The organism is Mesorhizobium sp. ZC-5 (assembly GCF_025753855.1).
Lineage (GTDB): Bacteria > Pseudomonadota > Alphaproteobacteria > Rhizobiales > Rhizobiaceae > Neomesorhizobium.
In genome coordinates, this window is sequence record NZ_JAOWPT010000002.1 from 515,849 (window position 1) to 539,341 (window position 23,493).

At 64.9% G+C, this 23,493-nt stretch carries 23 protein-coding genes; 13 read left to right on the top strand and 10 right to left on the bottom strand.

The window, feature by feature from the left end; genetic code table 11:
* Positions 1–114 precede the first annotated feature (114 nt).
* From OHD58_RS05755 to OHD58_RS05775, 5 genes are read left to right on the top strand one after another with little or no spacing between them, the layout of a single operon-like run.
* Positions 115–1,035: a branched-chain amino acid ABC transporter permease gene (locus OHD58_RS05755; protein ID WP_263802099.1), complete on the top strand. Its 921-nt coding sequence runs from the start codon at positions 115–117 to the stop codon at positions 1,033–1,035.
* The gene (locus tag OHD58_RS05760) at positions 1,035–2,021 is read left to right on the top strand and encodes a branched-chain amino acid ABC transporter permease (protein WP_263802100.1); all 987 of its coding nucleotides are present in this window, start codon (positions 1,035–1,037) and stop codon (positions 2,019–2,021) included. The genes OHD58_RS05755 and OHD58_RS05760 overlap by 1 nt, the downstream gene beginning before the upstream one ends.
* Positions 2,014–2,763, top strand: a complete 750-nt coding sequence (locus OHD58_RS05765; protein WP_263802101.1) for an ABC transporter ATP-binding protein — start codon at positions 2,014–2,016, stop codon at positions 2,761–2,763. Before OHD58_RS05760 ends, OHD58_RS05765 begins: the two co-directional genes overlap by 8 nt.
* Positions 2,760–3,446: an ABC transporter ATP-binding protein gene (locus OHD58_RS05770; RefSeq protein ID WP_263802103.1), complete on the top strand. Its 687-nt coding sequence runs from the start codon at positions 2,760–2,762 to the stop codon at positions 3,444–3,446. Before OHD58_RS05765 ends, OHD58_RS05770 begins: the two co-directional genes overlap by 4 nt.
* A 25-nt stretch (positions 3,447–3,471) precedes the next feature.
* On the top strand, positions 3,472–3,879 hold the full coding sequence (locus OHD58_RS05775) for a RidA family protein (protein ID WP_263802104.1): 408 nt from the start codon (positions 3,472–3,474) through the stop codon (positions 3,877–3,879).
* Between the two features lie 13 nt (positions 3,880–3,892).
* Here the strand turns inward: OHD58_RS05775 and OHD58_RS05780 are convergent, their stop codons facing one another.
* From OHD58_RS05780 to OHD58_RS05795, 4 genes are read right to left on the bottom strand one after another with little or no spacing between them, the layout of a single operon-like run.
* Positions 3,893–4,366 (bottom strand): hypothetical protein, encoded by a 474-nt coding sequence (locus tag OHD58_RS05780; protein WP_263802105.1) that lies wholly within the window; start codon positions 4,364–4,366, stop codon positions 3,893–3,895.
* 20 nt (positions 4,367–4,386) lie between these two features.
* Positions 4,387–5,454: a D-TA family PLP-dependent enzyme gene (locus OHD58_RS05785; RefSeq protein WP_263802106.1), complete on the bottom strand. Its 1,068-nt coding sequence runs from the start codon at positions 5,452–5,454 to the stop codon at positions 4,387–4,389.
* Position 5,455: 1 nt separating this feature from the next.
* Positions 5,456–6,337, bottom strand: a complete 882-nt coding sequence (locus OHD58_RS05790; protein WP_263802107.1) for a MurR/RpiR family transcriptional regulator — start codon at positions 6,335–6,337, stop codon at positions 5,456–5,458.
* A 3-nt stretch (positions 6,338–6,340) separates the two neighbouring features.
* On the bottom strand, positions 6,341–7,111 hold the full coding sequence (locus tag OHD58_RS05795) for an SDR family oxidoreductase (RefSeq protein WP_263802108.1): 771 nt from the start codon (positions 7,109–7,111) through the stop codon (positions 6,341–6,343).
* A 316-nt stretch (positions 7,112–7,427) separates the two neighbouring features.
* On the opposite strand from OHD58_RS05795, the gene OHD58_RS05800 reads away from it, so the two are divergent.
* The 6 genes from OHD58_RS05800 to OHD58_RS05825 all read left to right on the top strand — a co-directional run bounded on the left by OHD58_RS05800 (position 7,428) and on the right by OHD58_RS05825 (position 14,828).
* Positions 7,428–7,796 carry a RidA family protein gene (locus OHD58_RS05800; RefSeq protein WP_263802109.1) on the top strand — a complete coding sequence of 123 codons (369 nt, stop codon included), beginning with the start codon at positions 7,428–7,430 and terminating at the stop codon, positions 7,794–7,796.
* A 19-nt stretch (positions 7,797–7,815) separates the two neighbouring features.
* Positions 7,816–9,285: a M81 family metallopeptidase gene (locus tag OHD58_RS05805; RefSeq protein ID WP_263802110.1), complete on the top strand. Its 1,470-nt coding sequence runs from the start codon at positions 7,816–7,818 to the stop codon at positions 9,283–9,285.
* 169 nt (positions 9,286–9,454) lie between these two features.
* On the top strand, positions 9,455–10,855 hold the full coding sequence (locus OHD58_RS05810) for an MATE family efflux transporter (protein WP_263802111.1): 1,401 nt from the start codon (positions 9,455–9,457) through the stop codon (positions 10,853–10,855).
* A gap of 92 nt (positions 10,856–10,947) precedes the next feature.
* Positions 10,948–11,898 (top strand): agmatinase, encoded by a 951-nt coding sequence (gene speB, locus OHD58_RS05815; protein ID WP_263802112.1) that lies wholly within the window; start codon positions 10,948–10,950, stop codon positions 11,896–11,898.
* Positions 11,899–11,901: 3 nt separating this feature from the next.
* Positions 11,902–13,638: an alanine racemase gene (locus OHD58_RS05820; protein ID WP_263802113.1), complete on the top strand. Its 1,737-nt coding sequence runs from the start codon at positions 11,902–11,904 to the stop codon at positions 13,636–13,638.
* Positions 13,639–13,700: 62 nt separating this feature from the next.
* Positions 13,701–14,828, top strand: coding sequence for an NAD(P)/FAD-dependent oxidoreductase (locus OHD58_RS05825; RefSeq protein WP_263802114.1), 1,128 nt, complete (start codon positions 13,701–13,703; stop codon positions 14,826–14,828).
* Between the two features lie 302 nt (positions 14,829–15,130).
* On the opposite strand, the gene OHD58_RS05830 is transcribed toward OHD58_RS05825, so the two are convergent.
* The 6 genes from OHD58_RS05830 to speB (OHD58_RS05855) all read right to left on the bottom strand — a co-directional run bounded on the left by OHD58_RS05830 (position 15,131) and on the right by speB (OHD58_RS05855) (position 21,023).
* Complete coding sequence (locus tag OHD58_RS05830; protein ID WP_263802115.1) at positions 15,131–15,904, bottom strand: carbon-nitrogen hydrolase family protein; 774 nt, start codon at positions 15,902–15,904, stop codon at positions 15,131–15,133.
* Positions 15,904–16,707, bottom strand: coding sequence for an ABC transporter permease (locus tag OHD58_RS05835; RefSeq protein WP_263802116.1), 804 nt, complete (start codon positions 16,705–16,707; stop codon positions 15,904–15,906). Before OHD58_RS05835 ends, OHD58_RS05830 begins: the two co-directional genes overlap by 1 nt.
* Positions 16,704–17,558: an ABC transporter permease gene (locus OHD58_RS05840; RefSeq protein WP_263802117.1), complete on the bottom strand. Its 855-nt coding sequence runs from the start codon at positions 17,556–17,558 to the stop codon at positions 16,704–16,706. The genes OHD58_RS05835 and OHD58_RS05840 overlap by 4 nt, the downstream gene beginning before the upstream one ends.
* Positions 17,555–18,592: an ABC transporter ATP-binding protein gene (locus OHD58_RS05845; protein WP_263802118.1), complete on the bottom strand. Its 1,038-nt coding sequence runs from the start codon at positions 18,590–18,592 to the stop codon at positions 17,555–17,557. The genes OHD58_RS05840 and OHD58_RS05845 overlap by 4 nt, the downstream gene beginning before the upstream one ends.
* Positions 18,593–18,805: 213 nt before the next feature.
* Entirely contained in the window at positions 18,806–19,894 is a 1,089-nt protein-coding gene (locus OHD58_RS05850; protein WP_263802119.1) for an ABC transporter substrate-binding protein, read from the bottom strand.
* A 67-nt stretch (positions 19,895–19,961) separates the two neighbouring features.
* Entirely contained in the window at positions 19,962–21,023 is a 1,062-nt protein-coding gene (gene speB / locus OHD58_RS05855; RefSeq protein WP_263802121.1) for an agmatinase, read from the bottom strand.
* Positions 21,024–21,233: 210 nt separating this feature from the next.
* Here speB (OHD58_RS05855) and gcvA point away from each other — a divergent pair, with 210 nt between their 5' ends.
* Together gcvA and OHD58_RS05865 are read left to right on the top strand one after the other, a co-directional pair.
* Positions 21,234–22,196, top strand: coding sequence for a transcriptional regulator GcvA (gene gcvA, locus OHD58_RS05860; RefSeq protein WP_263802122.1), 963 nt, complete (start codon positions 21,234–21,236; stop codon positions 22,194–22,196).
* 52 nt (positions 22,197–22,248) lie between these two features.
* Positions 22,249–23,409, top strand: a complete 1,161-nt coding sequence (locus tag OHD58_RS05865) for an iron-containing alcohol dehydrogenase (RefSeq protein WP_263802123.1) — start codon at positions 22,249–22,251, stop codon at positions 23,407–23,409.
* Positions 23,410–23,493: the final 84 nt, after the last annotated feature.

The window sequence follows — 23,493 nt, forward strand, 5'->3', positions numbered from 1 at the left end:
CTCTCCTGTTGTTGTATCGACCAGCAATCGCCCTGCGCGCTTTTGGTTCCGCCGAGCCGATAAAAGGATGCAGAGGCGTCCGTCACAGTCGCTCGAACAAGGCGTGCGTATCCGATGTCTAGCGCCCTTCTCATCGAGCAGATCCTGAACGGCCTGCAATTCGGCGTCATGCTGTTCCTGATGGCGGCTGGGCTGACGCTCATCTTCGGCGTCATGGGCCTGATCAACCTGGCGCACGGCTCGTTCTACATGGTCGGCGCCTTCGCCTGCGCGGCGGTTGCGGCGGCGACCGGCTCGTTCTGGCTCGGGCTCGCGGCAAGCCTTGCCGCGGCGGCCGCGGCAGGTGCCATCGTCGAGCTGCTGGTTGTCCGGCGCCTCTATGATCGCGACCATCTCGACCAGGTGCTGGCGACGTTCGCGCTGATCCTGATCTTTTCCGAAGGCACCCGCTGGCTGTTCGGGTCGTTCCCGCTCTATCTCGACATTCCGCCCGTGCTTTCAGGCGCGGTCGACCTGCCCGGCGGCGCCCGCTACCAGCTATACCGGCTGGCGATCATCGGCGTCGGCATTCTGGTGGCAGTCGGCCTCTACCTGCTGATCTCGAAAACCAGGCTCGGCATGCAGATCCGCGCCGGCCAGTCCGACCGCGAGATGATCGGCGCGCTCGGCGTCGACATCCGCACCCTCTACACCGTGGTGTTCGCGCTCGGCGCAGCATTGGCCGGTCTCGCAGGCGCCCTTGTCGGCGCTTTGCAATCGGTGCAGGTCGGCATGGGCGAGCCGGTGCTGATTCTCGCCTTCGTCGTCATCGTCATCGGCGGCATCGGATCGATCAAGGGTGCGCTGGTCGGCGCGATCCTGGTCGGGCTGGTCGACACGCTCGGCCGCTTCCTGCTGCCGAAGGCTTTTGCGCTGGCAATGGGTGCGTCGCAAGGCGCCACCGTCGGCGCTGCGCTCGCCTCGATGCTGATCTACATCGTCATGGCGCTGATTCTGGCATTCCGGCCGCAAGGCCTGTTCGCGGCGAACAGCTGATGAAATTCACGCGCGAAATCCTCATCAATACCGTACTCGCGGCGCTCCTGTTGGCCATGCCGTTTGCGGCGCTGGCGATGGACGAGCCGTTCTACGTTACGCTGGCGACGCGCATGGCAATCCTGGCGCTGGCGGCGGTGGGGCTCAACCTGGCGCTCGGGCTCGGCGGGCTGGTCTCGTTCGGCCATGCCGCCTTCTTCGGCATCGGCGGCTATGCAGCGGGCATCCTGTCGACGCATGCGCTGAACATGCAGCCGCTGCTCACCTGGCCTTTCGAGATCGAAAGCTCGGAACAGATGCTGGTCGCCTGGTTCGTCGCGGTGGCCGTCTCCGGGCCGGTAGCGCTCGCCATCGGCGCGATCAGCCTCAGAACCTCAGGCGTCTATTTCATCATGATCACCCTGGCGTTCGCCCAGATGATCTATTATTTCGCCATCTCCTGGCCGGCCTATGGCGGCGAGGACGGCCTGTCGATTGCCATGCGCGGCACATTCCCGGGCGTCAACACGGCGGTGCCGTTGAGCTTTTTCCTCATCTGCTACGGCGTCCTCATGGTCGCATTGCTGCTGTTTGCCTGCGTCCGCGCTTCGCGCTTCGGCGCCGCGTTGCAGGCGGCGCGGCAGAACGAGACGCGGCTTGCCGCCGTCGGCATCGGGCCGTTTCCGGTGCGGCTTGTCGCCTTCGTCATCTCGGCGATGGTCGCTGCACTTGCCGGCTCGCTTTATGCCGACCTCAACCGCTTCGCCAGCCCGTCAATGCTGTCGTGGCAGATGTCGGGCGAACTGATCGTGCTGATCATCCTCGGCGGCACCGGGCGCCTGTTCGGACCGGTCGCCGGCGCCATGCTGTTCGTGCTGATCGAATCGGTGCTCGGCGGCCTGACCGAGCGCTGGCAGCTCTTCCTCGGGCTGATCCTGCTCGGTGTCGTTCTGTTTGCGCGGGGCGGCCTTATCGGTCTCGTTGCCGGAAAATCGCGCCATGGCTGAACCGGTCCTCTCCATCCGCGAACTGCGCAAGAACTTCGGTGCGCTAAAGGCGACCGACAATGTCAGCCTCGACCTGAAGCCGGGCGAGATCCACGCGCTGATCGGCCCCAACGGCGCCGGCAAAACGACGCTGATTCACCAGATATCGGGATCGATCCGGCAGGACAGCGGCGCGATCGAATTCCTCGGCGAGGATGTCGGCGGGCTCGGCATGGCGGCGCGGGCGAGGAAGGGGCTCGGCCGCTCGTTCCAGATCTCGTCGCTGGCGCCGGAATTTTCGGCACTGCGCAACGTCATGCTGGCGCAGCAGGCCGCGCAGGGATCGAGCTTCCGCTTCTTTCGCCCGGTGATGCGCGACAGGTCGCTGACCGACCCGGCCATGTCGATGCTGGAGCGGGTGGGACTTGCCGGCCGCGCCCGGTTGCCGGCGGCGGAGCTGTCGCATGGCGAGCGCCGCAAGCTGGAGATTGCCATTGCCCTCGCCTTGGGGCCAAAGGCTTTCCTGTTCGACGAGCCGATGGCCGGCATGGGTCCCGAAGGCGCGAAGGACCTGACCGGCTTCCTCGACGGGCTTCGCCGCGAAGCGCCGATCCTGCTGGTCGAGCACGACATGGATGCCGTGTTCGCGCTGGCCGACCGCATCTCGGTGCTGGTCTATGGCCGCGTCATCGCGACGGGTTCGGTCGACGAGATCCGCCGCGACCCGGAGGTACGGCGCGCCTATCTGGGAGAGCACACATGACCCTGCTCGAAGTCTCCGGCCTGGAAACCTTCTACGGCGCCTCGCAGGCACTGTTCGGCGTCGAGCTTGCCGTTGGCGAGGGCGAGGTGGTGGCGCTGATGGGCCGCAACGGCATGGGCAAGACGACGACGATTTCGTCGATCCTCGGGCTGTTGCGCGGGCGGGCAGGTACGATCCGGCTGGGCGGCAGGACGATCACCGGCATGAGCGCCCACCGCATCGCCCGGCTCGGCATCGGGCTGGTGCCGGAAGGCCGCCGCTGCTTCCCCAACCTGACCGTTCGCGAAAACCTGATCGCGGCGGCCCGCGAGGGCGACTGGACCATTGCCCGGGTGAATGCCTTGTTTCCGCGCCTTGCCGAGCGGCGCGACCAGTATGCCAACACGCTGTCCGGCGGCGAGCAGCAGATGCTGGCGATCGGCCGCGCGCTGATGACCAACCCCAGGCTGCTGATCCTCGACGAGGCCACGGAAGGTCTGGCGCCGGTGATCCGCCAGGACATCTGGGCGGCGATCCGCACGCTGAAGGCCGACGGCCAGTCGATCCTGGTGGTCGACAAGACGCTGTCGGAACTGCTGCCGGTCGCCGACCGCGCCTTCGTGCTCGAAAAGGGCCAGACCGTCTGGAGCGGCCTGCCTGGCGAGCTGACGGCCGAATTGCAGGACCGCTACCTCGGCGTCTGAACTTATGTCACGATCGGAGAAAATCATGTCGCAGCCCGCCCATCAGGCACTTCATCCGGCCAACTGGAAAGCCGCGAAGGGTTACGCCAACGGCATCGTCACGGAAGGTCGCACCGTGTTCCTCGGCGGCCAGATCGGCTGGAACGCCGACCAGGTCTTCGAGACCGACGATTTCATCGAGCAGACGCGCCAGGTTCTGAAAAACATCGTGGCCGTACTTGCGGAAGCGGGCGGCAAGCCGGAGCACATCGTGCGGCTGACCTGGTTCGTCACCAGCAAAAAGGAATATCTCGCCCGGCTGAAGGAACTCGGTGAAGCCTACAAGAGCGTCATGGGCCGGCACTATCCGACCATGAGCGCGGTGCAGGTGGTGGCGCTGATGGAGGACCGCGCCAAGGTCGAGATCGAGGCGACGGCGGTGCTGCCAGCCTGAGAAGACCCGGAACTTACCGGTACTTCATGTAGCCGACGAAGCCGCTGATTTTCCAGCGACCGTCGACCTTGCGGCAGAAATACAGCGTCTGCCAGTTGAGCACGTCGAAGCTGCCGTCGGCCTTGGCGATCCTGCCGTCGAACTTCTTGCGCGCCAGTGCGACGTCGCCGGTGATGTCGATTTCGGTGAGGCTGGTGGCGCGGTGAATGCCGGCAGCCAGCGGTTCGGCGAATTTTACCGCCGCGGTTTCATGCGCCTGCCGCAGCCACTCCGCTTTGTACTCGGCGAGTGTCGGGAAGGCGGCGTTCCATTCGTCCGGGTTGGGCGAATTGTGGGCGTGGATGCCGAGAAAGCGCGGCTCGTCGAAATCGCCGGCGACCATCGACCAGTCGGCTGTGACGAAAGCGGCGATGTCGCGAGTCACCAGCATGTCCCAGATGGCGTAGCGGTCGGCGTCGTTGCCGAACGGATTTTCAGCGTGGCTCATGGTTGGCTCCGGTTCAAGGATCAGGTGAGGCGGCCGCGCGCCGCTACGGGCAGGATGTCGACGACCGTTTCGCCCGAAATCAGATGCACCGTGTCGAAGAGGTTGGTGACCACGCAGACGTGGTCGGGCAGTACCCGCACGCGTTGGCCGATCGACAGTTTCGCGTCGCCAGAAAGCGTGACGGTGCCGTGCTCTTCGCTGAGGCCGGTCACCAGCGCGCCGGGGATGCTGACCAGCTCGCCGAAATCCGGCAGGCCCAGCGTGTCGCTGGACATCGCCTTCGAACCGGCGTCGAGGATGGCGCGCGTCGGGGTCGGATGGCTGACGACGGTCGACAGCACGGTCAGCGCGCAGTCGTCGATGCCGCCGACGCCTTTGGCGACCTGGTAGCGGTCGAGATAGATGTAGGTGCCGGGGCGGTATTCGGTGACGACTTTCGTGTCGCCGGAACGCCAGATGTCGGGCGTGCCGCCGCTCGAAACCGTCTGGCAGTCGAGCCCGGCGTCTTTCAGCATGTCGCGCGCTTCGAAGAGCCAGGTGTCGGCTTCCGCGGCGCGGCCGGCGGCCGGGTAGGTCATCAGCCCGCCGAACGAGAGACCTGCGGCGCGGTCGATCCCCTTGGCCAGTTCAAGCGCTTCCGCCGCCGTTTGCACGCCGCAGCGGCCCATGCCGGTGTCGCATTCGACCAGCACCTTCAACCGGTGCCCGGCGTCGGTGAAGGTCGCCGCAAGTCCGGCCAGAGTCTCCGCGCTGTCGGTGGTGACGGAGAGCGTTATTTTGCCGTGCAAGGCGTGCAGCCGCTCCAGCTTGACCCGCCCGAGGATATTGTAGGGTAGGAAGATATCGGCGAGCCCGGCCTCGGCCATCACTTCCACCTCGCCGATCTTCTGGCAGGTGATGCCGACGGCGCCGGCATCCACCTGCTGCCTGGCGAAATAGGGCAGCTTGTGGGTCTTGATGTGGGGGCGAAGCTTCAGCCTGTGCTTGTCGGCATTGGCCTGAGCGCGGGCGATGTTGGCGGTGGCGCGGTCGATGTCGATCAGCACGGCCGGCGTTTCGATGTCGTGGATGGTGCGGGGGTTCGGCAAGTCAATCACCAATCGGCAGGCGGGGATCGTCTATCTTCCATGTGTTCAGGCTCTGCTTGATGCGGCGCAGACCTTCCAAGACTTTCGTGTCGCAGCTTTCCGCGGTCGCGGTGGCGATCATGTCGAGGATCGCCAGCAGCGCGAAACGCGACGAGGTGGGCTTGTAGATATTGCCGTCCTCGATCGGCTGGAAAGCGATCAGCGTTTCCGCGGCAGTAGCGAGCGCCGAGCCCGGCGCGGTAATCGCGACGGTGTGGGCGCCGTACTGTCGCGCCAGGTTGACGGCATCGATGACCGAGCGCGCAAAGCCCGACGTCGAGAAGGCGATCACTGTGGTTTCCGGGCTGGCCACGGCGGCATACATGCGCTGCAACTCGCCGTCGACCTGCGAGGTCACCGACAGGCCGAGGCGGAACAGCCGGTTCTGCAATTCGGTCGCCAGCATGGAGGAGGTACCGCCGGAGCCGATGCAGAGGATCTGCGCCGAGGCAGCAAGCCGTTCGCCGACCTCAAGCAGCGTGCTCATATCGAGACCGGCGCTGGCGCGCTGTATGGCCGCGATGGCCGCTTCGGTCACCGCCGACACGACCCGCTGTTCGCGGACGTCGCGGTTGAGCGGTTCAGGATTCAGGTAGACGCCGCCGACGGCGAGCGCCTGCGCCAGCCAGAACTTGAAATCGCGCACGCCTTCGCAGCCGAGGCTGCGGCAGAAGCGGGTCACGGTCGGCTCGCTGACCGAGGCGCGGGCGGCGATGTCGGAGATCGCCGCCTTGGAGGCGAAGTCGAGGTCCGACAGGACGAGTGCGGCGAGCCGACGGTCGGATTTCGACCCTTTCCGGGTCATCGCCTGCAGGCGCGTGATGATGTCGGCGACATGCTGCATGGCTCAGCCGCCCAATATGTCGTCGATGAAGGGCAGGCAGCCGGCGGTGAGCCCGGCATCGACCGGCAGCACGGCGCCGGTGATGCCCGATGCGCGGTTGGAGGCGAGAAAAGCTACGGCCTCGGCCACCTCGGTCGCGTTGACGATGCGCCCGAGCGGATAGAGCCGCTGCAGCTTGCCGGGAATGCTGGCGTCCTTGGCGATGCGGTGATCCCAGGCGGGCGTGCGGATCGAGCCGGGACAGACGACGTTGGCCCTGATGCCGCGCCTGCCATATTCCACGGCGATGGCCCTTGCGTAGGCGTTGATGCCTGACTTGGCGGCGGCGTAGGCCGGGTTGCCGAAATGCGAAATCGCGTTCACCGAGGAGATGAACACGAAGGCGCCCTTGGCGTCCGCACCCATCGCTTCCAGCATCGCATTGGTGAAGGCCATGACGCCGGTGAGGTTGAGATCGACCTCGCGCTCGATGCTGTCGAGCGACAGCGCAGCCATGGTCTCGGCGCGGGTCCAGCCGGCATTGTTGACGACGACGTCCGGCAGGCCGTCCTGTTCGACGATCGCCTTCACTGCGTCCGGCATGACAGCGCGGTCGAGCAGATCGAAGACGTGGGTCGAGGCGGCCGGCAGGCCAACCATCGCGTCCCTGGACTGGTCGCAGGCGATGACACGCGCACCACGCGTGCTGAAGATGTCCACCAGCGCCCGGCCGAGCCCGCCGCCGGCGCCGGTGACGAGAACCGATTTCCCGCTGAACTCGCCCTCAAGCGTCAACCGTCCGCTCCAAACAGCCAAATCCTTGACCACGGTGCTACGCCGAAAAATGTAAATAAACAACAGAATAGGTGCTTGTATGGGCCAGTTTTGCATATAATGTAGGAAAGTCACGTTGTGGCGGATGTATCAAGTGATCACGGCATCCGGAAGGGCCTCTGGAGAAGCGAGGATCGTCCTTGCCCCGGAAAGATCCGGATGACGTGCCGGCGGCGCATCCAAATCTTCCTCCCGGATGCGCCGCCGCAACAATCGCCTGTGCGGGCGCTCAAGCCGGCGCGGGGGAACCACCCCAATTTCAACGGAGCATCGGTAAATGTCGCGCAAGCAAACCTTCGGAGCCTCCCATGTGCCGCTGTCGCCGGCGGTGCGGGCTGGCGACTTCGTCTACGTTTCCGGCCAGGTGCCGGTGCGCGATGGTTCCGTGGTGGACGGCGGGATCGAGCCGCAGACTAGGCAGGTGCTCGACAATGTGAAGGCGGCACTGGCATTGGCGGGCGCGACCATGGAGGATGTGGTCAAGACCACGGTGTGGATCGAGGATGCGCGCGATTTCGGCGGCATGAACAAGGTCTATGCGACCTACTTCCCGAAGGAGCCGCCCGCGCGCACCACGGTGGAATCCCGGCTGATGATCGACATCAAGGTCGAGATCGAGGCGGTTGCCTACGCACCGCAGAAATAAGCCAAGGCCACGCCGCATCATGCGCATCTTCACAGCCTCGCTGGCGACGGAAACCAATACGTTCTCGCCGGTGCCCACCGACCGCGCCTCGTTCGAGATGGCCTTCTATGCCACTCCGGGCAAGCACCCGGAAACGCCGACGCTGTGCTCGTCGCCAATGGTCGCCCTGCGCCGGCGCGCGGCGGAAGGATTGACGGTGATCGAGGGCACGGCCACCTGGGCCGAGCCCGGTGGCCTCGTCCAGCGCAAGGCCTACGAAGACCTGCGCGACGAAATTCTCGGCCAGCTTTCCGCCGCGCTGCCGGTCGACGCGGTGATCCTCGGCCTGCACGGCGCCATGGTGGCGCAAGGCTATGACGATTGCGAAGGCGATCTCCTGTCGCGCGTCCGGGAAGTCGTCGGGCCTGATGTCGTCGTCGCCTCGGAACTCGACCCGCACAGCCATTTGACGGCGAAGCGGGTCGCGGCGGCGGACATCCTGGCCGCGTTCCTCGAATTCCCGCATACCGATTTCTACGAGCGCGGCGAGCATGTGGTCGAACTCGGACTCGCCGCGGCGCGCGGCGACATAAGGCCGGTGATCTCGACCTTCGACTGCCGGATGATCGCCGTGCTGCCGACCAGCCGCGAGCCGATGCGGTCGTTCGTCGACCGGCTGAAGGCATTGCAAGGCAAGGACGGCGTGCTCTCGGTTTCGGTCATACACGGTTTCATGGCGGCCGACGTGCCGGAGATGGGTACGAGGATCATCGTCGTCACCGACAACGATCGGGCCAAGGGCGATGCGCTGGCCGAAAGGCTCGGTATGGAGCTTTTTGCCATGCGCGAAAAGACCGTGATGACGATGGTCAACGCCGACGACGGCATCGACCGGGCTTTCGCGGTGCGCAAGGCCGATCCGGCAAAACCGGCGGTCATCGCCGATGTCTGGGACAATCCGGGCGGCGGCGTTCCAGGCGACGGCACCTTCGTCCTGAAGAAGCTGATCGAACGCGGCCACGGCAGAATTGGCGTTGCCACCATCTGGGACCCGATCGCCGTGACCTTCTGTCATGCGGCAGGCGAAGGCGCCACGATCCAATTGCGTTTCGGCGGCAAGGCCGGACCGCAGGCCGGCGAGCCGGTCGATGCGAAAGTGCGGGTGCTGAAGGCCGTCGCGGAAGGCTGGCAGAGTTTTGGGCCGAGCCGGGTGACACTCGGCGCGACGGCGCTGATCCATATCGAGGGCACCGAGATCGACGTCATCCTCAACACCAACCGGACGCAGACCTTCGAGCCGGACATCTTCTCCAATCTCGGCATCGACCCGCTGTCGAAAGATATCCTGCTGGTCAAGTCGACCAATCATTTCTACGCCGGCTTCCAGCCGATCGCGGCGGAGATCATCTATGTGAATGCGCCTAGTTCTTATCCGAGCGACCCGCGCACCACGAACTACACCAAGCTCGACCGGCCGATCTGGCCGCGTGTCGAGAACCCGTTCGCCTGAACCGCGGCTTCCACCGCAGGCTGCACCAATCGAAAACGCCCGCCGCGGCTTGCCATGACGCGCCGTTTCGTTCAGAAATTCGCCATGTATTGCCGAGATTAGCGGATTTCGGCGAAAGAATCAGCGGTAACTGGCGAATTGGCCCTGCCGCCACCGGAAAGACCTGAAAATGTCCTCGATAGAAGCCGGCGTGAGGGCGCCGGAAAGCCTCTGGCGCGGCGAGATTCGCGCGATGCTTGCGCTCTCCTGGCCTATGGTTCTGACCAATCTCGCCCAGGTGGCGATGACCGCGACCGACGTCATGATGATCGGGCGGCTGGGCGCCGACATGCTTGCGGCCGGCGCACTCGGCTCTAACCTCTATTTCGCACCGTTGATCCTCGGGCTCGGCCTGGTCTATGCCGCCTCGCCGATGATGGCGACCGAACTTGGCCGCAGGCGCCATTCGGTGCGCGACATCAGGCGCACGGTCCGGCAGGGTCTGTGGCTGGCGATCCTCGGCGCCATTCCGATCTGGATCATCCTGTGGAATGGCGAAGCCATTCTGCTGGCGATGGGGCAGGAGCCGGCGCTGGCGGAACAGGCCGGCATCTACCTGCGCTGGCTGCAATGGGCGATCCTGCCTTTCTACGGCTACATCGTCCTGCGCTCGTTCATCTCGGCACTGGAGCGGCCGGGCTGGGCGCTGGTCATCATGTTCATTGCGGTCGCCTTCAATGCGCTCGGCAACTGGCTGCTCATCTTCGGCAATTTGGGCTTTCCCAAGATGGGCATCGCCGGCTCGGGTCTGGCGACAAGCCTCTCCAGCGCCTTCATGTTCGGCGGCCTTGCCATGGTCGTCTCGTTCGAGCGGCAGTTCCGCCGCTACCATCTGTTCGGGCGTTTCTGGCGCTCCGATTGGCCGCGCTTTGCAGTAATGCTGAGGCTCGGCCTGCCGATCGCTGGCATTCTGGCCTTTGAGGTGACCATCTTCAACGCGGCGGCATTCCTGATGGGACTGATCAATTCGGCGTCGCTGGCGGCGCACGCCATCGCCATCCAGATCGCGTCGGTCACCTTCATGGTGCCGCTCGGCATCAACCAGGCGGTCACCGTGCGGGTCGGCCTGGCCTACGGCGCGAGGAATCCGGACGGCATCAGCCGCGCCGGCTGGACCGCCTACGCGATCGGGGTCGGCTTCATGGCGCTGATGGCGCTGGTGATGCTTTTGTGGCCGCGCGTGCTGATCGGCGCCTTCATCAACCTCGACGATCCGGCCAACACGGTGGTGATCGGGCTGGCTGTCACCTTCCTGTCCTTCGCCGCGCTGTTCCAGATATTCGACGGCGCGCAGGCGGTGGCCGCCGGTATGCTGCGCGGGCTGCACGACACCAAGGTGCCGATGATCCTGGCTGCGATCGGCTACTGGGGCGTCGGCCTGCCGCTCGGCGTGCTGCTCGCCTTCCATTTCGGCTTCGAAGGCAACGGCATCTGGATTGGCCTTTCCTCCGGTCTCGCGGTGGTGGCGGTGCTGCTGCTGGTGCGCTGGTTGCGCCGCGACCAGCTCGGATTGACCACCGATAGGCTCTAGCGCCGCAATTTGTGTCCCGGGAGCACCCCGCGGTGTTCCCGGCAAACGCTTTTCGTGCGAAGCAGAACGAACAAAATCCGTAGGGGCGGAACATGACGCGTGTGCATCCGGGCGATCAGGCGTTCGACTACGACTCGCTGATGGGAACCGAGACGGAGATGCCGTTTTCGGGCACCCGCAGCTTCATGCGGCGGCGGCTGACGCGTGATCTCGCCGGTGTCGACTATGCCGTCATGGGCATCCCCTACGATCTCTCGACCTCGGGGCGCCCCGGCACGCGCCTGGGTCCGGAGGCGCTGCGGCGGGCGACCACGCAACTGTCGTGGGGCGAAGTCTGGCCCTGGGGGTTCGACCCGTTCGACCGGCTGGCGGTGGTGGATTATGGCGATGTCTTCTACCAGCGCGGCCAGCCGCAGGAGATGCTGGAGAACGCCTATCACCAGGCGCTGCATGTGCTGAAATCCGGAAGCCGGCTGATCGGACTCGGCGGCGACCACCTGACGACCTACCCGCTTCTGAAGGCGCATGCTGAGGTGCAAGGGCCGCTGGCGCTGATCCAGTTCGACGCGCATCGCGACACCGCGAAATCGGGTTTCCTCGACCATGGCTCCTTTGTCCGCTTCGCTATGAATGAACGGCTGATCGATCCGGCGAAATCGATCCAGATCGGCATCCGCACGCATTACGACCTCGACGACCCGATCACCGTGCTGCACCGGCCCTGGGTTCGCGACAACGGCGTCAAGGCGCTGGTCGCCGAGATCGAGCGGGTAACCGACGGCATGCCGTGCTACCTCACCTTCGACATCGACAGCATCGATCCTGCCTTTGCACCGGGCACCGGCACACCGGTGGTCGACGGGCTGTTGCCGCACGAGGCGATAGACACGATCCGCGCGCTGACGAAACCGAACATCGTCGGCATGGATGTCGTCGAGGTGTCGCCGCCCTACGACCCGACCGAGATCACTGCGCTGCTCGGCGCCTCGGTGATCCTCGAACATCTGTGCGCGCAGGCCTCCGTCCTGCCGGCGAAGAGCTGAAAAATGCCGGCGCCTTCCGTCATCATCGACCTGGATATCATCGCCGAAAACACGCGGCGCGTGGCCGACACGCTGAAGCCGCAGGGTATCGGCATGTTCGGCGTCACCAAGGCGGCCTGCGGCTCGCCGCTGGTGGCGCGCGCCATGCTGCGCGGCGGCGTCTTCGGCCTGGCGGATTCGCGGCTCGACAATGTCCGGCGCCTGCGCCATGCGGGCATCTCGGCGCCGATCATGATGCTGCGCATCCCGTCCGTCACCGAGGCGCCGGACGTGGTGCGGCACTGCGATCTCAGCCTGAATTCCGAAGCCGCGGTGCTCGACGCCTTGGCGGAGGCCGCGCAGGAGCAGGGTGTCGTCCACGACGTCATCCTGATGCTCGAAATGGGCGACCGCCGCGAAGGCGTCTCGCCGGAAGATTTGATCCCGCTCGCTCAGACGGCGATGGCCGAGCCGTCGCTGCGCCTTGCCGGCATCGGCGCCAACTTCATGTGTGCCAGCGGCGTCCTGCCGACGGTAGAGAAGCTCGAGCGGCTGGCGCGGCTCGCCGACGATGTCGAGCAGCGTTTCGGTACCAGGCTCGACTATGTCTCCGGCGGCAATTCGGCCAACCTTGCGTTGATGGAAACCGAAGGCGTGAAGATGCCGGCGCGCATCAACAATCTGCGCATCGGCTCGACTATCCTGCGCGGCGAGAACAGCTTCACCGGAGGCACGTTGCCCGGCTATGACGACGGCGCCTTCACGCTGGAGGCCGAACTGGTCGAGATGAAGACCAAGCAGTCCCTGCCGGACGGCGAAACCGGCCCCGACGCCTTCGGCAATCGACTGACCTTCAAGGACCGCGGCGCCCGATTGCGCGGCATCGTCAATCTCGGCCGTGTCGATATCCGGCCGGAAGGGCTGAAAGCACGGCATCGCAACATCGAGATCGTCACCGCCTCCAGCGACCATCTGATCGTCGACATCACCGAGGCGAAGAAATTCGCGGTCGGCGACCCGATCCGCTTCGAGATGGATTACGGCGCGCTGGTGCAGGCGATGCTGTCGCCCTATATCGAAAAGCACCTCGCCGGCCGCGAGAACATCGCGCCGCGGCCGAGTGCGATCCGGCTGATCGCCGATGCTTCGGTGCATGACCTGGAGGAGACGCGCCAGTTCCTGCTCGGCGCGACCGCGCTCGGCTTCGAGATCAAGCGCGACGGCGCGCCGGAACCTGCCGACCTGCCGCTGTGGATCATTCCGGGACGCAACGGCATCCACGAATTGATTGCCACCGCCGATGTCGAAGCGGTCGAGTCCGGGCTGCTCTGGATGGACTCCGATCCCGGCGACATCGGTGCCGTGGTCACGCCGGAGGCTGCCGCTCTGCTTGGCATCCGCACCGCCACCAGGGAGCAGGCGGCGATCATCGGCGAGCGCGACATCGTGGCTTTCACCATGGAGGATGTCGATCTGGTCGGCATCCGCGAAGCGACGCGACGCGCCATCAAGCGCGTCACCGAGACGACCGACGGTTTCGCGCTGGTGCTGCATGCGTCGGTGGCTCGCGGCATGGATGCCGATCCGCGCGAGGCTGGATTGAGCTACCGCGAATGCTCGACGGTGATGGAGCGAGTGGCCGCCAGCGAGGAACTGCGCGCCATCGTTCTGGCGGGGCTCGGCGCCGAGCCGGACCCGGCCGCGCTGGAATCCGCCTATGGCTATCTGCTCAGCGCGCTGGGCAAGCGGATTCTGGCGTAGCGGAGTTTGAAACCGGGACGCCGAAAGGCTAGTCTCGCGGCCTGGAAAGTGGGGGAGTACGCGTGGCTGAAGCGGTCGACGTTGCTGTCATCGGTGGTGGCATCGCCGGCATCTCGCTGGCCTATTTCCTCTCCCCGCATCGTTCCGTCACCGTGCTCGAGCGCGAGACTGCGCTCGGCTACCATTCGAGCGGGCGCTCGGCGGCGGAGTTTGCATTCCGCTTCCACTCGGCGATTGTCGGCAGACTGGCGAAGGTCAGCTATCCGTTTCTCACCAATCCGCCGGCGGGGTTCACCGAAACCGAGCTTTTGAAACGCCGCGGCAATCTGTTGATCGCCGATGCCGAAAAGGCGGAACGGTTGGCGCAGGTGTTCGCCGAGGAAGGTGCTGCCGGGCCCGGGCTCGAACGGCTGACGGTCGACCAGGCGATCGAACGGGCACCAATCCTAAATCCTGCGTATGTCGTCGACGCCTTCTACGATCCGGATTGCTGGGACATCGAGGCGGAGAACCTGTTGCAAGGCTGCGCAAAAGGGGCGCGCGGCAACGAGGCGACGATCGTCAACAAGGCGGAAGTGCTGGCGGCGCGTCGCGAGGTGGACGTCTGGATACTCGAAACGACGGCCGGCGAGGTCAGGGCGAAAACGGTGGTCAACGCCGCCGGCGCCTGGGCCGACAGGACCGCCACGCTGTTTGGCCTGAAGCCGCTTGGCATCGTGCCCTACCGGCGCACCGCGATCACCGTCGATTTGCCGGCCGGCATCGATGTCGGCGCGCTGCCGGAAATCTGCGAGATCGACGAGGTGTTTTACATGAAGCCGGAGGCCGGCCGGCTGCTGGTGTCACCCGCCGACGCTACCGAGAGCGAGCCCTGCGACGCGCAGCCGGAAGAACTCGATATCGCTTACGCCGCCTGGTACCTCGAACAGGCGACGACGGTCGCCGTCAGCCATGTCGCGCACCGCTGGGCTGGACTGCGCACCTTCGCCAGCGACCGGGTGCCGGTGGTCGGCTATTCCGGCGAGAAAGAAGGCTTCTTCTGGCTCGCCGGACAGGGTGGCTTCGGCATCCAGACCGCGCCGGCAATGGGACGGCTCGCGGCCGATCTGGTGCTCGGCAATACACTTGCAGCGGATTTCGGCGAGCAGGGGCTGACCGCGGCGATGTTTGCGCCAGGAAGGTTTGAGTAGGGGTGTTTCAGCGCGTCCTTCGAGGCTCGCCCAACAAAGTTTTGCTCCTCAATTTCGGCTGTCGAAGAGGGCTCGCACCTCAGGATGAGGACTGTTGGCGCAACACCGCCAACCGCAGATGAAGGCGCGCTTCATCTGGCGTCGTATCGCCAATCGTAGGCGTCTCGGAGATTAAGCATCGACGTCTCAGAACTGGCGGCCAGCACCACGGTCCTCATTCTGAGGTGCGAGCCCTCTTGGCGTGAGAAAACTTGGCGCGAAAGTTCGAGGGGCGAGCCTCGAAGGACGCACCGCAATCCCCACTAAACCCGCAAATCGGCCAGGTAGGTGTTCTCCGCCGCCGATGCAGCGAAATCGTCCGGCTTGAGGTCGGCGAACAGCAGTTCCTCGCCGGTTTCGCTGGCTTCTGCAAGCATAGAACCATCGGGGGCGGCTATGCCGGTGAGGCCGGCATAGGCAAAGCGCCTGTCGGCGCCGCAGTGGTTCACATAGGCGACGAAGATCTGGTTCTCGAAGGCGCGCACCGCGATGAGCTTGCGGGCGATCAGCGCTGCGTGGTCACTCGCCGGCAGCGCTGTCGGCACCAGTACGGCTTGCGCGCCAGCAAGGGCGAGGCGGCGGACATTTTCCGGGAACTCGACATCGTAGCAGATCAGCATGCCGAGCTTGATGCCGCGGAATTCGACGATGCCGGCGGAAGGTTTTTCCGGCGTGAAGAGGTCGCGCTCGTAGGGGCCGTAGAGATGCGATTTGCGGTAGACTTCCAGCACGCCGCGCCGGTCGACCAGCATGGCGCTGTTGTAGACGGTGTCGCCATCGCGCTCGGCGAAACCCGCGATGACCGCGACGCCGGTTTCCAGCGAAACGCCGTGCAGCCGCGTCGCGATCTCGCCGTCGGGTTTCTCGGCAAGCTCTTTGATGACGTCGCCGGCCCCATAACCGGTGACCGCCAGTTCCGGCGTCACCAAGAGGTCGGCATCTTGTTTGCCGGCTTCGCGCATGGCCTGCTCGATGCGGGCGAGGTTGGCGGCGGTATCGCCCGGCATCGCCTGCATCTGGAGAACAGCGAGCTTCATCAGTTGGAATCCGAGGACATGGCGCCGAGCAGCCGCCTGATGTCGCCGAACCGCGCGATCAGTCCGAACACCAGTGCCGCGATGGCGACAAAGAACACGGACACCGACGCCATGGTGGGCGTGTAGCCGTAGCGCAGCGCATTGAATATCTTGATCGGCAGCGTTTCCATGGTGAACCCGACGGTCATGTAAGCGACGATATATTCGTTGAGCGACAGAACGAAGGCGAAGGCATATCCCGAGACGAGATAGGGCAGGATGAGGGGCAGCACCACGGTCTTGAGCACCGTGCGGTCGTCGGCACCCATGGTCGAAGCCGCCTCGACCAGCGAGCGGTCGATGGAAGCGAAGCCGAGCGACAGCGTCACCAGTGGCAGCGTGACGAAGAAGATGGCGTGGCTGATCGCCGCCGTCCACGGCTGGCCGTAGAAACCGGCATTGGCCCAGAAGGTGAGGAAGCCGAGCGCGGTGATGACCGGCGGCAGGATGAACGGCGCGACGCCGAGCAGCTGGAAGATGTTGGCCCATGGAGCGATGCGCCGCCACAGGAACCAGGCCAGCGGCAGCGCGATCGCCACGGCGATGGCGGCGGCGCTCAAGGCAAGCAGGATCGAGGCGACTAGCGCCTTGCGCCATTCCGGATTGACGAAGATCTCGGCGTACCAGTCGAGCGAAAAGCCTTTCGGCGGGAAGGCGAGGTCCTGCTTCTCGTTGACCGAGACGCCGGCCACCACGATCAGCGGCGCGGCGAGGAACAGTCCGACAAGGAAGAAATAGAAACGGCGCAGCAATCGTTCGGTCATCCCGCGTTCTCCCTGCGTCCGACCAGCAGCGTCAGGCCGACCAGCGCCAGCGACATCAGCACCAGGAACACCGCCATCGCCGCCGCGAACGGGATGTTCGACTGGTAGATAGCCTGGTCGGTGATCAGCACCGATAGCGTCCAGTGCTGCGGTCGCCCGAGGATCTGCGGCAGGAGGTAGGAACCCAGCGCGAAGACGAACACCATGATCAGCGTCGCCACAATGGTGTTGCGCAGCGCCGGCACGACGACATTGAGGAAGGCGCGGATGGGCGAGGCGCCGAGCGTGCGCGCCGCTTCGAGCAAGGTCGGATCGAGGCGCACGAGCGCCGGGTAGAGCACCAGGATGGTATAGGGCAGCGCCTGGTAGACCATGCCGGTGAGCACGGCGCCGAAACCGGGCAGCAGCGCCTGGGGCTCGGTCATCAGGCCAAGCCAGACAAAGAGGTTGGTGATGCCGGCGGTGCGCGAGAACAGCGTCGACCAGGCGAAGCCGATGATGACTTCCGACAACGACAGCACGGACAGGAGGCAGACCAGCCAGACGGTCTGCACCTTCCGCGACTGCTTGGTCAGGAGATAGGTGAACGGAAAGGCGATGGCGACGCAGCAAAGCGCGACGATGATGGCGAGCATCAGCGAAAAGCCGAGCACGTTGCCGAAGAACAGCGAGAGGAAGCGCGCATAATTGTCGACGACGAAGTCCGGCTTGAAGAAGCCGGCCGGATCGCGCCTGAAGAACGAGACCATGATCATCGTCGAGAACGGGATGACGAAGAACACGGTCAGCATCAGCGCCGGAAATACCAGCGGCGTGTAATCGGCGAGCGACCGCGGCGGCTCCCGTCTCATAGGGCAAGCACCACGCAGCTTTCGGGCGGCAGCACGACGCCGACTTTCTGGCCCTGCTTGACGTTGGGCCGTTCGCGCGGCGTCGCCACCGAGACAATGTTGGCGCCGCCGGCTTCGACGAAGGTTTCGATGGTGCCGCCGAGATCGCGCACGAAGATGACGGTGCCGTCGATGGCGTCCTTGCCCGGTTTGTCGAGATGCACGTCCTCGGGGCGGATCGACAGCGAGGCCTTGCCGACGCCGCCCGGCAGCTTGAGGCCGGCGATGGCCTGTCCGAGCACGATGGCGCGGCCGGCACTGTCGGCCGTGACCTCGAGCAGGTTGGTCGAGCCGATGAAATCGGCGACGAAGGCATCGGCCGGCCTGCGGTAGATCTCGATCGGCGGAGCGGCCTGGCGGATCTTGCCATTGCCCATGACGACGACGAGGTCGGCCATGGTCATTGCCTCGCGCTGGTCGTGGGTGACGACGATGGTGGTGATGCCGAGTTTCTGCTGCAGTTGCCTGAGTTCGACCTGCATCGCCTCGCGCAGCTTGGCATCGAGCGCCGACAGCGGCTCGTCAAGCAGGAAGAGTTTCGGCGAGATGGCGAGAGCGCGGGCAATCGCCACACGCTGCCGCTGGCCGCCGGACAGTTTTGCCACCGGCCGGTCGGCATAACCGGAGAGGTGGATGAGGGTGAGCAGTTCCTCGGTGCGCTTGTTCTGTTCGTTGCGCGAAGCGCCGCGAATGCGCAGCGGATAGGAAATGTTGTCGCCGACAGAAAGATGCGGGAACAGCGCCAACGACTGGAACACCATGCCGAGATCGCGCTTGTGGGTAGGGACCGCCGTGATGTCCTTCCCGTCGAGCACGACGGCGCCGGCGGTCGGTTCCTCCAGCCCGGCGATCATCCGGAGCAGCGTGGTCTTGCCGCAGCCGGACGGACCAAGCAGGCAGACAAAAGTGCCATGCGGCACGTCGAGGCGCACATCGTCGACGGCGGTGAAGTCGCCGAACTGCTTGGTGATGTCGTTCAGGGAGAGGCCAGACATGCGTGTTGCCCTACTCTGCGATTATCCAACACGGTAATGGGAAGGCGAAGCGATTGCCATCTCGGTCTTTTCTTAGCAAAGGGAGAAGATGCCGCCCTTCGACCGGCTCAGGAGGCAGACGAGGGGCAGCGAAATCCCTGGGGTTAACATTCCCCCTCATCCGGCCCTTCGGGCCACCTTCTCCCCGCGACCGGGGAGAAGGTAAGAAAAGCATCAGCTGACGATCAGCTCGGTCCACTTCTGGTTGATCCAGTCGGCCTTGGTCGTATAGAGATCGTAGCGCGGGATGATCGGCTCGATCTCCGACGCCACCGCCGCGAACTCTTCCGGCGTCAGGTCGAGCACGTCCTTCTTCAGCGTCGGCGCGGTGCCGACCTTGCGCGACATCAAGCCCTGGATCGCCGGCTGGCTCATGTAGTCGATGAACACATGCGCTTCGTCGACCTTTTTCGAGGCGCGCGACAGCACCCAGTTGCCCGAATCCTGGATGCCGCCTTCCTTCGGGAAGGTCGAGCGAACCGGATGGCCGTCTGCGGCGGCAAGGCCGGTGACGTCGTGGTAATACTGGCCCATCGGGATTTCACCGGATTTCAGCGCCTGTTCGAACTGCGCCTCGTCGCGGTACCACAGCCGCACGTTCGGCTTGACCTCGGCAAGCTTGGTAAACGCCTTCTCCAGCCCCTCGTCTGTGTCGAGCGCATTGGTGCCGCCCATGAAGGTTTTGGCCGTCACTTCAAGCAGGAAGGAGTTCGAGGCGAGCGCCAGCAGCCCAAGCTTGTCGGCATTGGCCGGTTCCCAGAGCGCCGCCCACGAGGTCGGCGCTTCCTTGAACACGTCGGTGTTGCTGACCAGCGTGATGTACCAGGCCACCGCGCCAATACCGGCGACGCGGCCGTCCTGGTATTTGTTGATGAAGTGCGGCAGCAGGCTGTCGTAGTTCTTGATCTTGGCCGGATCGATCGGCGTCCACAATTCGGTCGATTGGCCCTTCAGCGTCGAGGTCTGCGACATCATCGAGACATCCGCCGGCGCCTGGCCGGCCTTTGCCGCCTGCTCGAGCTGCACCAGCCAGGCTTCGCCGGTCGGCTCGGCGACGGATTCGACGGCGATGCCGCTCGCCTTGGTGAATTCCGGGAAGATGTTCTTGTCGAAACTGTCCTTGAAGTAGCCGCCATAGACGCCGACCTTCAGCGACTTGTCCTGCGCGCGAAGCACGGCAGGCATTGCCAGCACGCCGGCGGCAGCGAGACCGGTGCCGAGCACCGCGCGGCGTGTCAGATTGCGATCCAGAAACTTGCTCATCTCAGTACTCCTCTTGTGAAGCCGGATTCCCGGCATGTTCCCGTCTTGTTGTCGACTTTATTCCCGCTCAGCCCTTCCGGCCAGTGACGAAGGGGCTGAAAACCATCAGGCTCAGAATCTCGAACAGCACCTGTGCGCCGGCATGCGCGGTGTTGGTGGTGGAATCGTATTGCGGCGCCACTTCGACGACATCGCCGCCGACCAGGTTGACGCCCTTCAGGCCTCTGATGATTTCGAGCACTTCCCGCGTGGTCAGGCCGCCGACTTCCGGCGTGCCGGTACCGGGTGCGAAGGCCGGGTCGAGGCTGTCGACGTCGAAGGACAGGTAGGTCGGCCCGTCGCCGACGATCTTCTTCGCCCGCTCGATGACGGCCGGGATGCCAAGCCCCGGAACCTCCTCGGCGTGGATGACTGTCATGCCGGATTCGTAGGTGAACTCCCACAGATATTCGGCCGAGCCGCGGATGCCGATCTGGATGGTGCGCGTCGGGTCGAGCACGCCGTCGAGCACAGCGTTGCGGAACGGCCCGCCGTGATGGAACTTGGTCTGGTCGAAGGCGCCGCCGGTGTCGCAATGCGCATCGATGTGGATCAAGCCGACCGGGCCGTTCTTGCCGACCGCCTTGAGGATGGGATGGGTGATCGAATGGTCGCCGCCGACCGAGAGCGGCACCACGCCGGCATCGACGATCTGGTTGATGCGGCGCTCGATGTCGTCATGGCTGAGTTCCAGCCGGTAGCGGCTCTGGAACGATACGTCGCCGATATCGGCGACCCGCAGGTCCTGCACCGGCGCGCAGTCCAGCACGTGGTTGTAGGGGCCGATGCGCTCGATGGTGCGCAATGCGCGCGGGCCGAAACGCGAGCCCGGCCGGTTGGTGACGCCGAGATCCATTGGTACGCCGACCATCGCCACCTGCAGGTCCCCGAAATCCGGCGTGTCGTTGTCGACGGGGAGGTACGGCGCGGTGAGGAAGGTCGGAATGCCGGAATAGGGCGCCAGCCGGGTACCGCTTTCGGAGAATATCTTGTCGGCGACGCGCCGGAATTGAGGATTGAACAGCTCGCCGCCGTGGCTCTCGCCGTACTTCTTCTGCAACGCGTCGAGCTTGCTGCGATCCCATGCCATGCCGAAATTCCTCCTGAAGCGCTGGAAACCTTTGGTCCCGCTGTTTCCGGATTGTCGCGCTATCCACCCGCGAGATTATTCCTCGCGAACGCCGCCGACATTCCGCCAAGCCTTGATGATGCGCTGCTCCTGATTGTCGCGGCGCAGCGTTGAAAAGACAATTGATATTGTTATAGGGTTTGGCGTGAGATTTTTTCACATGAGCCTGCCATGCCGAGGCGCCTTCCACCGCTGAACCCGCTGCGCGCCTTTGAGGCGACGGCCCGCCATGGCTCGTTGACCAAGGCGGCGGCCGAACTGCACGTGACCCACGGCGCCATCAGCCACCAGATCAAGGCGCTGGAAGCTTCGCTCAAGGTGCGGCTTTTCGAGCGCGCCGGGCAGCGGCTGAAACTCACCTCGCAAGGCGCGGAGCTGCTGCCGGCCGTCTCCAATGCCTTCGAAGGCATCGCGGCTGCGACGGCACGCATGACCCGCCCGACCAGTTCGGGTGCGCTGACCGTCAGTTGCGTGCCGGCGCTGCTGTCGTTCTGGCTGATACCGCGGCTGGGCAGCTTCACCGCGCAATATCCCGGCATCCGGCTGACGCTCAATGCGTCCAACAACCCCGGCAACATCCATTCGGCCGACGTCGACGTCTGTCTTCTTTATGGCGACGGCAACTGGAGCGACTGCTGGCTGAAGCTCTGGTCGCGGCTGGAACTGTTTCCCGTGGCGAGCCCGACCTTGATCAACAACAAGGCGATCCGGACCGTCCGCGACCTTGCCGATCATGTCATGCTGCATGCCGACGACGGCCGCGAATGGCATACATGGCTGACCGCCGCCGATGCGCTCGACCTGGCGCGCGGGCCGCAGCACCTGATGAGCGACGCCCGGCTGTCGGTCGAAGCCGCGGTTCACGGCCATGGCGTGGCGCTCGGCGATACGGTCACAGCCAGCGGCTTGCTGGCGAAGGGCCAGCTTGTTTCGCCCTTCAACCTGTCGGTGCCGGCGGTCGATGCCTTCTATGTCGCATGCCGCAACGACCTGAAGTCGGCGCCGATCGTCAAGGTCTTCATCGACTGGATCTATGCGGAGAAGGAAGAAACCGCCGGCCTGAGCGACTTGCCATTGCCGGGCCAGAAAAGTATCCGAAAACGCAAGCGCGCTACCGTGCCTGGGCTTGCATAGGCGACCAGCCACCGCGCGCCGATCGATCAGGCAGGGAATTGCAGGAGCCATGATGAACCCTTTCACCTTCAACACCACCGCTTCGATCGTGTTGGAGCCCGGTTCATCGCGCCGTCTCGGAGAGATCGCCGGCAGGAAGATCGGCAAGAATGTGCTGTTCGTCACCGATCCGGGCTTGCGCCGCCTTGGCCTCTGCGATCCCGTGCTGGCCTCGCTGGGAGAAGCGGGCCACGACGTTGCCGTCTTCGATACAGTGGAAGCCGACCCCTCTCTCGCCACCCTGATGAAAGCCGTCGAGACGGGCCGTTCAGCCGGGGCCACCGGCGTGGTGGGTTTCGGGGGCGGCTCGTCGCTCGATGTGGCGAAGCTGGCGGCGCTGCTACTCGGCTCCGGCGAGGATCTCGAAGGCGCATGGGGCGTCGCCAATGCGAAGGGGCCGCGCCTGCCGCTGGTGCTGGTGCCGACGACCGCCGGTACCGGCTCCGAGGTCACCCCGGTGTCGATCATCACAGTCGGCGAGGAGGAAAAGCGCGGCGTCTCCTCGGCGGTGATCCTGCCGGACGTCGCCCTGCTGGACCCGGAGTTGACGCTCGGCCTGCCGCCGGCGATCACCGCGGCGACCGGCGTGGACGCGATGGTGCATGCTATCGAGGCCTACGCCTCGAAAAGCGCCAACAACAATCCGCTATCGAAGATGCTGGCAAAGCAGGCGCTCAGCCTGCTCGGCGCCAACATCGAGACCGCCGTTTTCGACGGCAGGAACATCGAGGCGCGGGGCGCCATGCTGCTCGGCTCGATGCTGGCCGGCCAGGCGTTCGCCAACTCGCCGGTCGCCGCCGTCCATGCGCTGGCCTATCCGATCGGCGGCACGTTCCATGTGCCGCACGGGCTTTCCAACGCGCTGGTGCTGCAGCACGTGCTGCGCTTCAACATGCCGGAGGCGGCACATCTTTATGCCGAAATCGCCGCCGACGCGTTTCCGGCCCTGGCGCGCGAGGAAGGCACGCAAGGCCGCTGCGCGGCCTTTATCGAGGAACTTGCCGACCTGTCGAAGAAACTCGGCCTGCAGACGCGGTTGCGCGACGTGAAAATCGGCGAGGAGCATCTGCCGAAGATGGCGGCCGACGCGATGAAGCAGACGCGGCTTCTGGTCAACAATCCGCGTACCGTTTCCGAGGCCGATGCGCTCGCCATCTATCGCGCGGCCTGGTGAATCCACGCCATGGACGCCATCTGGCATGCTAATCTGCGGCCAGATGGAGATTGCAACGCCCGCCTTTTGGGTTAAATGCACTCT